At 63.3% G+C, this 12,111-nt stretch carries 9 protein-coding genes; 3 read left to right on the top strand and 6 right to left on the bottom strand.

The annotated features are described in order from the left end of the window. Positions 1-181: 181 nt before the first annotated feature. Entirely contained in the window at positions 182-1,837 is a 1,656-nt protein-coding gene (locus DEJ54_RS10150; RefSeq protein WP_113154461.1) for a GMC oxidoreductase, read from the top strand. A 21-nt stretch (positions 1,838-1,858) separates the two neighbouring features. Here DEJ54_RS10150 and DEJ54_RS10145 read toward each other — a convergent pair whose 3' ends face one another. Then, positions 1,859-3,352, bottom strand: coding sequence for an oligosaccharide flippase family protein (locus DEJ54_RS10145; RefSeq protein WP_113154460.1), 1,494 nt, complete (start codon positions 3,350-3,352; stop codon positions 1,859-1,861). A gap of 111 nt (positions 3,353-3,463) precedes the next feature. Here DEJ54_RS10145 and DEJ54_RS10140 point away from each other — a divergent pair, with 111 nt between their 5' ends. Continuing rightward, complete coding sequence (locus tag DEJ54_RS10140; protein WP_113154459.1) at positions 3,464-3,730, top strand: hypothetical protein; 267 nt, start codon at positions 3,464-3,466, stop codon at positions 3,728-3,730. Positions 3,731-3,812: 82 nt separating this feature from the next. On the opposite strand, the gene DEJ54_RS10135 is transcribed toward DEJ54_RS10140, so the two are convergent. The 5 genes from DEJ54_RS10135 to DEJ54_RS10115 form a co-directional block, all read right to left on the bottom strand. Next, entirely contained in the window at positions 3,813-4,490 is a 678-nt protein-coding gene (locus DEJ54_RS10135) for a sugar transferase (protein WP_113154458.1), read from the bottom strand. 199 nt (positions 4,491-4,689) lie between these two features. Next, on the bottom strand, positions 4,690-6,000 hold the full coding sequence (locus DEJ54_RS10130) for a glycosyltransferase family 4 protein (protein WP_113154457.1): 1,311 nt from the start codon (positions 5,998-6,000) through the stop codon (positions 4,690-4,692). Positions 6,001-6,009: 9 nt separating this feature from the next. After that, a complete protein-coding gene (locus tag DEJ54_RS10125) occupies positions 6,010-6,933 on the bottom strand; it encodes a glycosyltransferase family 2 protein (protein WP_113154456.1) in 924 nt (307 codons plus the stop codon). Further along, complete coding sequence (locus tag DEJ54_RS10120; protein ID WP_113154455.1) at positions 6,923-9,187, bottom strand: polysaccharide biosynthesis tyrosine autokinase; 2,265 nt, start codon at positions 9,185-9,187, stop codon at positions 6,923-6,925. Before DEJ54_RS10120 ends, DEJ54_RS10125 begins: the two co-directional genes overlap by 11 nt. 46 nt (positions 9,188-9,233) lie before the next feature. Then, entirely contained in the window at positions 9,234-10,574 is a 1,341-nt protein-coding gene (locus DEJ54_RS10115; RefSeq protein WP_113154454.1) for a polysaccharide biosynthesis/export family protein, read from the bottom strand. A gap of 337 nt (positions 10,575-10,911) precedes the next feature. Here DEJ54_RS10115 and DEJ54_RS10110 point away from each other — a divergent pair, with 337 nt between their 5' ends. Beyond that, the gene (locus DEJ54_RS10110) at positions 10,912-12,111 is read left to right on the top strand and encodes a glycosyltransferase (protein ID WP_113154453.1); all 1,200 of its coding nucleotides are present in this window, start codon (positions 10,912-10,914) and stop codon (positions 12,109-12,111) included.

The raw sequence follows: 12,111 nt of genomic DNA, 5'->3' as shown, positions 1-12,111 counted from the left end.
TCATCCGAAACAGGGGCGCTGCGGCCCTACCCGGCCATGGCCAAAACCCTTAGCAAGTAGCCCCTTCTATGCAATTTGGATGAATTCGGCCTGGGCCGTGTTTTTGCTAGCCTTGCTGCGGGGTTTTCACGGCGCGGCAAGCCGTTTTGTCCATGGCTGAGCCGCCCTCTCAGGTGGCAATGTGTCCGATACAGACTTGCGAACCATGCCTTCCGGCACTCAGTTCGAAGCCGATCTCGCCCTTGTGGGCGCGGGACCGGCAGGGCTGGCGATTGCCCGCGAGTTTGCCGACACGCCCGTAAAGGTTCTGCTGATCGAAAGCGGCGGCACGGATTTCGACCCGGACGCGCAGACGCTGAACCGGGTGGAAAATGTGGGCGACCCGAATGCGCGGGACGCCATGCCGCTCCAGCGCGGCTATACGGGTGATCTCGCCTGGCTCAACGACATTCCCGCCTTCGAACTGCGCAACCGGCTGGTGGGCGGCAGCACCCACACCTGGGTGGGCAAATGCGCCGCCTTCGATGACATCGATTTCGACATGCGCAAATGGGTTCCCGGCTCCGGCTGGCCCTTTCCGCGCCGCGATCTCGCCGGCGAGCTGGACCGCGCGGCGGAACTGCTCAATCTCGGCCCCAACATCTATGACAGGGCGCTTTATCACCGGCTGGTCTCGCCGCCAGCCGAAATAGATCTGAACGACGATCTGGTGCGCACCTTCTTCTGGCAGTTCAGCCACAGGGCGGGCAGCAGCGAGCCGCTGCGTTTTGCCGATATCGCGGCAAAGCTGACGGCGAAGAACATCGACATCCTCACCCATGCGACCGTCACCCGCATCGGCCTTTCCGAGAATGGACGGCGGATCGAGACGCTCGACCTGAAGAGCCTTTCGGGCGTCGAGGCGAGCGTGCGGGCGCGCAAGGTGGTTCTGTGCTGCGGCGGCATCGAGAATGCACGGCTTCTGCTTGCCTCGAACGATGTGGCGAAAGAGGGCATCGGCAATGAGCGCGACTGCGTGGGTCGGTATCTCGCCGATCATCCGCGCACCGTGATCGCGCGGTTCGGCAGGGACACGCTGCAGGACGTGGCCGAGCATTTCGGCTTTTACGGCCTGACGCACAATCACCGCACGCATTTCTATCTGCGCGGACTTGCGCTGAGCCCGCGTCTTCAGGCCCGCGAAGGGCTGCTCAACTGCGCCACCTATCCGGTGCAGATGCTTGCACCGACCGACCCGTGGGTGGCGCTCAAGCGCTTTTATGCAGGCAGGCAGCGGCTTCGGCTCGGCGATCTGCGCACGGCCCTTGCCGCGCCCGGCGGGCTGGCAGCTGGCCTGCACCGGCGGCTCATCATGAAACGCGGCCTGCCGCGCCAGATGACGGAACTGCGCTTCGACGCGATGGTCGAGCAACGGCCCAACCGCGAAAGCCGGGTGACGCTTTCATCGCGGCGCGATCCGCTTGGCATCCCCATGCCGCGCGTCAACTGGAAGATAGGCTGGGCGGAAACGGCCAGCGTGGCGCGGCTTGCCGAGTTGATCTCGGCGGAATTCTGGCGGGTGGGCCTGCCGCAGCCAGGCCTTGAACAATGGGTTCTGGATGAAGACTTCAAACACGCGCCCTTTGCCGACATGGCGCATCCCGCCTGCACCACCCGCATGGGCGAAGACCCGTCGTCCAGCGTGGTCGACCGCAATGCGCAAATTCATGGCGTCGAAGGGCTTTATGTGGCGGGAAGCTCCGTCTTTCCAACACCCGGCCATGCGAACCCGACGCTGATGATCCTCGCGCTGACCCTGCGGCTGGCAGACCACCTGAAAGCACGGCTCTTGCGCTGAAAACCCCTGCCGGGGTTTCCTCTAGCCTTCGGACTTCAGCCAGCCGGTCCATTTCCAGCTTGCATAGAGAACGCTCAGATAGATCAGTGCGCCGACGAGCACCTGAACGGCCATCTGCGAATAGCTGGGCAGATGCGCTTCGGCCGGCCAGTGCGCAAGCGACGAGACACCCACGAACATGACCGCGGCGGCGAGCCCGATCAGACCGCTATTGGCCGCGATGCGGGACCAGTCGAGCCGGCCATAGCGCGCCTGATACCAGATCGAGAGCCCGCCGGCGAAGGCCGCCGCCACGCATTGACCGAACGCCGCATAGACAAGCCCGAAAGGCGCAAGCGCAACCATCATGCCGATGGAGGTGACGCTGATCATCAGCGAGAGCGGCCAGAGCCGGCTCACCTCGCCACGCACCGAAAGCAGCGGTTCGGTCACATAACCCTGGAACATGAGCAATTGCCGAACGGCGAGGATCTTCACCACCAGCGCCACCGGCGCCCAGCCGCTGCCAAGCGCGACATCCACCAGATTGGTCGCCACCAGAAGAAGGCCGACATAGACAGGGGCAGCCACGGCGAAAAGCACCGGCAGGAAGACGTTGCCCGTCCGCGTGATAGCATCGTCGCCCGTCCCTGCATCCTGATTGCCGGCACGGCGGAAGATCACCCAGGCGAGAAGACGCGCCGGCTCGCCGACGAGTTCGGAAAAGGCAGCGACGATGCGCTCGGCCGCCCGGTAATAGCCCGCATCGGCAAGGCCAAGCAGGCTGCCCACAAGCAGCGTTCCCGAATAGGCGCGGCCGAAAACGATGAGCCGGACGCTCACAATGTAGCGCGCGAAGTGGATCACTTCGGCCAGCACGCTGCGGTCCGGCAAGCGTGGTGCGATCCAGCCCAGCACCCAGATGCCGCCAAGGACATTGAGGAGGTTCGTGACAAGACGACCGATTACCAGCGCGACGATGTTCCAGCCCGCCCAGAGGCCGAACAGCGCCACCACCAGACCGCCCGCCTCGCTGATCATGCGGATGATCGCCTGACGGTTGAGCATATGGCGATGAACCAGCGTGCCGTCATAGACCGTGTTGAGCGCGGCGGGCACGAACCACAGTGTGAAGAGCGCGAACAGCCAGGATTGCCACACCGGGAACCAGAGCCCGCCGACGATCAGAACACTCCAGAGGCCAAGCAGCGTGAAGCCGCTGCCGCTCAGGAGTGCGATTGCCGCAAGCTCGGGAAGCCTTTGCTCGCCATGTTCGGAGCGCATGATGAACTCGGCCCACCCGCCTTCGCTGACCACGACCAGCAGAAACGCGATGGCCGACACGAAGGCGAAGAGGCCGAATTCGGCCGGTTCCAGCACATGGGCGGCAGCCACGAAAACGGCAAGTTGCGCCACCTGCGCGAACAGCCGGGCCACCATGACCCAGACCCCGCCACCCAGCAATGTGGAGAGCGGCAGACCGAGAAAGCCGGCAGGCTGTGTGTCATCCTGCCGAGGTTTGTGATCCGGTTTCACCAGAGGTTCCCCCTGCCGCTATTCACCTGCGCGGGCGCATCAGCTACGCTTTCCTGGAAATGATCGATGATTCGCCGTCTCTGGCGGTGCATAAATCGGAAGTGCGGTTGCATGGATTTCGATGCCCGATCTCGGTGCGGCCCGGCGTTGAGACAGGGGCTGCAGATGGTTGTGGTTCCTCGTGAGCGGTTACAGCTTTGGTGCTTTTCGGCGAACAACGAGCAGACAGTGCGAGACGCGAGTAAAGAAGACCAGATGAACCAGGGTTTCCTGGCCCGGCCCTTCAAGGCGATCAGCGCAAAGATCGCCACGCGTTGGATTGTTATTGCCTTCTGTCTTGTCGTCTGGCTGGCCGTTGTCTTTCTCTACCTCCTCTAGAATTCCCGTGTGCGCTCTGCGCCAGAGCAATTCCAGGAAAAGCGGGAACCGGTTTTCCGTCCGGAATTGCGTAGGAAACGCCCTAACAACCATTGTGATCGAACAGGAACACGCCGACCGTGCGCCAGACGATCTTGAGATCGAGCCAGGTCGTGCGGTTCTGGAAATAGTGCACATCAAGGCTGACACGCTTGTCGTAAGACGTGTCGTTGCGGCCTGACACCTGCCACAGCCCGGTGATGCCCGGCTTCATCAGCAGATAATCATTGATGCGTTCGCCATAGCGCACCATCTCGTCTTCCACGATCGGGCGCGGCCCGACGACGCTCATCTCGCCTTTCAGCACGTTCACGAACTGCGGCAGCTCATCGAGGCTCGAAACCCGCAGGAAACGGCCAATGGGATGGATGCGCGGGTCGTCGCGCAGTTTCTGGCAGGCGCGCCATTCCTGAAGAAGCACCGGATTCTTGTCCAGAAGCTCCTTGAGCAGCCGGTCGGCGTCGCGCCGCATGGTGCGAAACTTGAGACAGTCGAAAACGCGCCCGTCGCGGCCGATGCGCTTCTGCCGATAGAAGACCGGCCTTCCATCGCTGATAAGGATGCACAGGGAGATCGCGGCGAAAGCCGGCAAAAGAAAAAAGAGAACAAGAATACTGAAGACGATGTCGAATGTTCTCTTGAAAACAAAATAGGAGCGGAAATGTCTTACTTTCCGCAGCTCCAATTCCTGTTTTACGGAACTATCGTATGCGTACAGCATGAACCCGCCCCTGGGTGTTGTTCTGTGTGCCTCGCCGTCGATCATTATAAAGCCGCGCAAACCGCGTGATATAACTCCATCGGGGTAGTGGACGGCGCTATTTAGGTGCAATCCACCGAACAATCGGACCATCCCTACCCCCGCAAAGCCGCCGGTCTAATCGGCATCATTTGAGTTGCTGGGCGGCTGGCCAAAAGCATTAGCGCTCCAGACTTGTGCGATGGAGGGAACGCCCTGTTTCGGTTGCGGCGGCCTTTGCACGCGTGGCCCGCAGAATGCGGCGTCCGTGCTCTGCACTGGCGCGCTCCAGCACGCTGCCATAAAGCGCAAGCAGCGCAGAAAGCCACGTCTGCGCCGTGTTGGCGATGAGCGGCGCGACGGCAAGCGCATCGTCGCTCATCGCCGCGACCAGCCCGTCATCATCGGCAAGCCGGCGCAGCGTGGCGGCCAGCGCCTCGATGCCGCCGGTCGGGAAGGTGAAGGCCGCGCCCGCCTGCGTCAGCTCCCGCCCCAGAAGCGCGTGGCCGGGCAGCACGACCGGAATGCCGCTGCCCACCGCTTCGAGCGCCGCCAGCCCGAACGGCTCGGGCACACGCGAGGAAATGACCACGCAGCGCGCAGTGCGCATCAGCTCCGCGATGCGGGCGCGGTTGCACCAGCCGTGCAGCGTGACTTCCGGATAGCGGTTTTCAAGAACGGTGCGCCCTGCCCCTTCGCCGATGACGTGAAGCGGGACGCCTGCCAGACGGGCAGCCTGTGCCGCGTCTTCAAAGCCCTTTTCCGGTTCCAGCCGCCCGACGAAGAAGAAATCACGCATCGCCTGCGGCCGCGCGCCCGACCGCAGGAAGGGCTCGACCGGGTTGCGGATGGTTACCATGCGGCTGTCATCGATGCCCGAACGGGCAAAGTAATCCCGCATCGCCTCATGCACGAGAACGATATTGGCCGGCTGGCTGTGAAGCGCGAAGAAGCGTTGCATCATCATATGCCGTGCCGAGCGCCAGGCCTTTTGATGAAAGCCGCGCTTGTCGCATTGCGTGGTCAGGCAGCGCAGCGACATGGGCGCAAGCTTGCACACCGACGCCATCGGGTAGTTGATGAAGCCGCCATTCGGGCAGGCCAGAAAATAGTCATGCGCGTGCAGCACGACACGCCCGCGCACCCGCATCAGCGCGCGGAAAATGGAGGGTGACAGGATCTTCGACCACCCATGCACGTGATAGATGGTCGAGGGTCGGTCGTGTGCCTCGATCCAGCCTCTGAGTGCGGCATGGGCGTTGCGATTGTAAAGCCCGCCGGCGAAGGCCGCGAGCCGCCCGCGCTCCACGAGCGGCCTGTCGCCCAGATGTACCGCGTCTGGCTGGCCTGCCTCAGGCGGACTGTCGCCGGCAAAGAAGGTGACCGGAACGCCGGCCTCGCGCAGCAGGCGCGCGGACAGGCAGGAAAGGTTGGATGCGCCACCGATCTCGGCTGACCTGTCATTGATGATGACGACACGTCCCGGACGCATGGCTGGCTCCTATTCCAGAACGGTGACGTTTTGCGGCGCAAGCCGGCCACGCACGAGATCCGCCAGCGCGCGCAAATTGCCCGAAAGCCGGCCACGCCGGTCCACCCAGGGTTCTGGCCGGAAGATCTTCACCGTGTTGGAGATGAGATTGCGCATGATCTGCGGCGCGGCATGGCGCGGGCTCATGGTCTTCTTGCGCATCAGATAGACCGGGTTGGCGATCTGCGAATAGCCAAGCCGGATGCCCGATGTGCGCCCCGTCTTGGTGCCCAGATGCACCCCGCGCAGCCTTTGTGAGCGCACGATGCGCCCATGGCGCGCAAGCTGCCGGCTGAAATCCACATCCTCCAGCCAGCCATAGAGCGGCAGGTTTTCATCAAACCGCAGCCCATAGCCACGCACCGTCGACATGCGAATGGCCATGTTGCAGCCATAGCCGTTATAGACCGGCTGCTCGCCGCCGCTCGGCGGGACGTCCGACCGGGTGCGGATAATCCGCAGCCCGTCTTCCAGCGGGATGCCCGGCCCCAGAATGCCGTCGGCATCCACCGTTCCCGTGCTCATGACCACATCCGGATATTGCCGGAAGATGCGCACCGTCTCTTCCACATAGGAGGGAGCGACGAGGAAATCGTCATCCAGAAAGAGCAGGATATCGGCCTCGCCGACGCATTCAAGAATGCGGTTTCGCTGCCGGCAGAGCCCGCGATCCGAGAACACCACGCGGGTTCGCCCGGAAAGTGCGCCAAGCGCGCCAAGTGCGGCGGGATCGACGTCATCATCGGCAGCCGCGCAAATAACGACCTCATCGACCGGCTGCGACTGGTGCATGAGATGCGGCAGGACAGAATGAAGGATCGGCCTCCGGCCGGTGGTCGCGATGCCCACGGCCACCCGACAGTTCATGCGTCCATGAAGATACTCAAACGCCATGATGCTCTCCTGCTCCGACCGTGTTTCTGCTGGAAGGTCGCCACCACTGCCCCGATTTGCGCTTGTTGAAGACGACGCCCAGAATGCCGACGCGCGACTTGCCGAAAGTGGCAAGCGCATTCGCCAGCCACTCCACCGTCATGTTGCGGCGGTTTCCAAGCACGAGAAGAATGCCGTCGACATAGGCGCTTGCCGCGCGCGCATCGGCGGACGTTGCGAAGGTGGAGAGGTCGACAATGATCACGTCATAGTCGTGCCTGAGCTCTTCCAGCTTCTTCTTCAGCGCCGGCAGGTGGCCGAAGCGGTGCCCCGGATGCGCGGCCTTTCGGATCTGGTCGACGGTCAGGACGGGAAGGATCGGCGCCTCATCGTGCCGGGCCTGCTTGTCGCCCTTGCGTTTTCCATCGGCAGGCGTGTCCGCCTCCACATCATCGCTAAAGATCGCAAGTCCGGCTTTCTGGCCTGCACTGGTCGCCTGGATGCTGAGATATGGTTTTTTGAAACTGGCGTCGACCAGCACCACCCGCAGCCCTTCATTGGCGTAGAGCTGACCGAGATTGGCCGCAATGGTGCTCTTGCCCTCGCCGCCCCCCACCGAGGTGAGGCCAACCACAATCGGCCCGCCTGCTGGAAAGGCCGCGTCTATGGAGCTTTTCACGCCGCGCAGCGCTTCGGAGAAACCCGAATAGGGCGCATCCAGAACGAAGCGCAGCGCGCCCTTGCTGCCGGGGGCCTGGAACCGCGTGAAGGGCACATAGCCAAGCGTGGGCAGGCCCAGTTCGCGCCCCAGCCGTTCGCCGGAGCTGATGCGACGGTCGAGCACGTCGCGCAGGCCCGCAAGCCCCAGCCCGCCGGCAAAGCCAAGCATCAGCGCCATCGGCATGATGAGGGTCGTCTTCGGCCAGTTCTTCGCGAGCGGCGGCGTGGCCGCCGTCACCATGCGCGCATCACCAATCGGGAAGGACTGTTTCTGCAATGTGCTGATGAGCTGCTGCAAAACGCTCTCATACATGCGGCGATAGGTGGTCGCGCGGCTCTCAAGCTCCGTCAGTTCGACCCGTGCGAGGTTCTTTTCCGACACATTGCCCTTGATCGCATCAAGCTGCTCCTGAAGAAGCTGTTCGCGCGCCTCAGCCGTGTCGAGATTGGATTTGTAGACCCCCTGAATGCGCACCAGCTCGGTGGTGATGAGACCTTCAAGACGCGCGATCTCGGCCTTGGCCGCAAGCGTCGGCTCACTTTCTGCGCCATAGCGCGTCTGCTGCGCCTCAAACCGGGTGCGCGCGGCGCCTAATTCGCTGCGCAACCGGTTGATCTCGGTGTTGCCCAACGCCTCGCCGACATAGCTGTCCGGCAGTTCACCGGTGAGCATGCGGTTGATGGTGGCAAGCCGCGCGGCCTCACCCGCTTTTGCCGCCTGCGCGGACAGCAACTGACTGCTGATTTCGGTGAGTTGCTGCTGATCGAGACCGGATGCGCCCACCTGCGCGATGTCGTTGCGGTTTCTGTATTCCTCGGCGCTGAGTGCGGCCTCATGCGCCTGCTGGCCGACCTCGACCAGCCGGTCCTCGATCCATTGCGCACCCCGCGCGATGATCTGCGATTTCGCGTCGAGGCTCGACTGCATATAGGTGTTGGCAATGGCGTTGGCCGCCCGCGCCGCCTTGACCGGATCGGTGGAGGTGTAGCCGATCTCAAGCACATAGGACTGACCCACACGCCGAACCGAAACGCGCCCGAGGAAACCCGCCATGGTGCGGCGCATGATGTCTTCTTCATCGGGTTCGCCCGCCGCCGCAGCGCCTTCATCCCCCTGATCGAACACCGATAACAGGGCGGAGATCGCACCGCGCACCGCAGACCGCCAGGAAGTGCTGGTCTGTATCTCCGGATCTTCGGTCAGGTTGAGCTGCTTGATCACCGAACGGGCAATGGCCTCAGACTTGACGATCTCCACCTCGCTGGCGATTTCCGCCGTCTCGATGATGATGGTGCCGGTGGAAGCATCCTGCGACGCGATGCGGGCCTGTTCGCGGTCGATCACGATGCGCGCGATGGAGGTGTAGGTGGGCTGGGTCTTGGCGATGTAGAGCGCACCAAGCGCAAGCCCCGCAGCCGAGGCCAGCGCGAGGATGAAGAAATGCCGGCGCAGAAACGCCCATATGTCGCGGAATGAGATGTAGTCCTGTTGCTGCCGGCTTTCCCTGGACGCCATGTCCGTCCCGGTCAGCTTTCTGATTTCCTGCACCACCATGTCCTGTACCGCCCCGTCTTGTAGCGCCGCCTGAAGGCACGGCGGCCTAGCGCGACTGCGCCTGCATGATTCCGTTTTCCAGCGAAGCGCGCGGCGTTGCGGCGCGCAGCAGATCAAGCTGCACGTCAAGAACGTCGCCCGGCTCCAGACGCGTCGTCTCGCTTGCCTCGACCCGCATTGCCTGATCGCCGCCACGCAACACGCTGAAGCGCAGCGGCTGCTGCTCCACCGCGCGCTCACCGCGCCGCAGGAGCGAAGCGCCCGTTGCCTGAAGAAGCTGCTCCGTTACCCCGCGACGCAGTTCCAGATCGTCGATTTCCAGATTGACCTTCTGCAGTTCCGCGCCGATTTCGGTCCGCCGCACGCCTTCAAGGCTGAGCGCATCGCGCTCGGTCTCGCTCAACCGCTGCTGCGCGCGCATCGAGGCGACCGCCAGATCCAGGCGGCTTGCCTGCAGATCCGCCACAATGCGTTCAAGCCCGGTTTCGCGCGATTTCGTGACCGTGCCCTTCTTGACGAGCTGGGCCACATTGCCGAGTTCGTCCTGGGCGATCTGGATCTGCCGGTCCTGCGCGACCATCTTCTCGCCGAGGATCTTGATCTCCTCGCGGAAGAGCGTTCCAAGCTCCGAAAGCGAATTGTGCTGACGCTGATAGGCATTGCGCCGGGCCTCGAAGATGGCCTGCTCGTCCCGCACGAACTGGGCTGCATGACCCGCCAGCGGACGGCCCTGCAACGCCGTCTCGAAATCGACCTCGGCGTTCTCCACCAGCTCCGCCTCAAGGCGTGCACGGCGTGTTGAAAGCTGGAGAAGCTGGAGGTCGATACGGCCGATCTCACCGGCGTAACGGATCTGTTCAAGCTCCGAATAGCCGCCCGACTGGTCGGTTCGGCGCACCCGTCCGCCCGCCATGGCGAGCGCCTGCAGCACGCTGAGACCCGGTTTGAACTCGAACTCGCCCGGCCGCTCCACGCTGCCGGTGACGAACACGGACGGATAGCGCACCACCTCCACCGTGGTGTCGGGTGGCGCGAGAAGACCGGTCTTTTTTTGAAGCGCTGCCGCGATCTCTCCGGCCAGCGCCTGCGGTGTGCGGCCTTCGGCCTCCACGGGACCGACCAGAGGCAGCGCAATGCGGCCCGAAGGCGAGATCGCATATTCGCCATTGAGCGCCGTCCATTCGCGATATTCGCCCTGCGCCTCCACCCACTCGACCACGGCGATCTTCACCCGCGTCTGCGGCAGGAGCCGAAACTCCTCGGAAGCGCGGGCCGGATTGCCCGGCAGGAGAATAAGAAGGGAAGCGAGGAGAAGCATGAGGGCCGCGATGACGCGCCCTGACAGATGGTCGGTGGAGACTGTGCACTTGATGCTGCGCTGCTTCATCCTGCCCGTTCCGAATAGATGCGGTTCTGGATTGATACGGTTCCGGGGAAGACGCGAGACCTCCTCCCCCACCGTCGATCATCGGGCGAAACGGCGTCAGGTAAATTCGGTTGAAATGCTGTGCGGCTAGTTCCTTTCGGCTAGGGCGTCTAAGCCCATTGGGCTTTTGAGGCAGAGCGGGCAGCCTCGCCCCTTTGCAACCGTCCGATCGGATGATGACCTAGCCCGTTTGCGCGTGACGCTCCCTCGTTCAGACATGCCTTAAACCGTATTGTCGGCGTGCCCGCGCGTACGCTTTCACAGCAATATCCCGGAAGACAAATCCGGGAGGAGCACCGTGCGCGTCGCCATTGTCCATTACTGGCTGGTCTCCATGCGTGGAGGCGAAAAGGTCGTCGAAGCCCTGTGCGACATGTATCCCGATGCGGACATTTTCACGCTGGTCTATGACGAGAGCCGGGTTTCGGAGAAGATCCGGCGGCACCGGGTCATCCCCTCGTTTTTGCAGAAAATCCCGGGCTCGCGTCGCCACTACCAGTCGCTTCTGCCGCTGATGCCCTTTGCGCTGGAGAGCCTTGATGTGTCCGGCTACGACCTGGTGATTTCCAGTGAATCCGGCCCGGCCAAGGGCATCACGCCGGGGCCGCAGGCAACCCATGTCTGCTATTGTCACTCGCCCATGCGTTATGTGTGGGATCACTATCATTTCTACCGCGCCAATGCCGGGCCGCTGGCCCGCCTGATGATGCCGTGGATCGCGCCGGCGCTGCGCGCCTGGGATGTCACCACCGCCGCGCGCGTGGACGCATTTGTCGCCAATTCGCGCCATGTGGCCGACCGGATCGGGAAATATTATCGGCGTCGCGCAACCGTGCTCAATCCACCGGTGAGCGTCGATGATTTCGCGCCGGCTGCAAATCTTGGCGATCACTATCTCGTTGCCGGCCAGCTCGTCGGCTACAAGCGGGTGGATCTGGCCGTGCGCGCCTTCACCACTATGGGGCGCAAGCTTGTCGTCATCGGCGAAGGGCCGGAGACAGAGGCGCTGAAGCGGCTTGCCGGTCCCACGATCACATTCCTCGGCCGCGCCCCCTTCCCGCAACTGAAGGAGATGCTGGCGACCTGTCGGGCGCTCGTTTTTCCCGGCACCGAGGATTTCGGCATCGTGCCCGTGGAAGCGATGGCGAGCGGCAGACCCGTGATCGCCCATGCCAGTGGCGGCGTGCTCGATTCCATCGTGCCCGACCGAACCGGCCTTCTGTTCGAAGACCAGTCCGAGGCCGGGCTGATCGACGCCGTACATCGTTTCGAAGCGATGGAGAGCGCCTTCCGGCCAGACCTGATCCGCCAGCATGCCGAACGCTTCAGCGACACGCATTTCAAGGCGCGTCTCCAGCAGATCATCGATGACGAGATCGCACGGCGAAAGCCCGCGCCCGTTTCGCCGATGCCGGCGCGACGCCCGCGCACACCGCTTCATCCAAGGCCTGCCGGCGTGAAGATGCAACGGGACACCCATTTGAGAAACGGAGCGTGA

This window comes from Nitratireductor sp. OM-1 (genome assembly GCF_003296175.1).
Lineage (GTDB): Bacteria > Pseudomonadota > Alphaproteobacteria > Rhizobiales > Rhizobiaceae > Nitratireductor > Nitratireductor aquimarinus.
The sequence above is the reverse complement of the archived record's forward strand: the minus strand, read 5'-3'. Positions and strand labels throughout refer to the sequence as shown.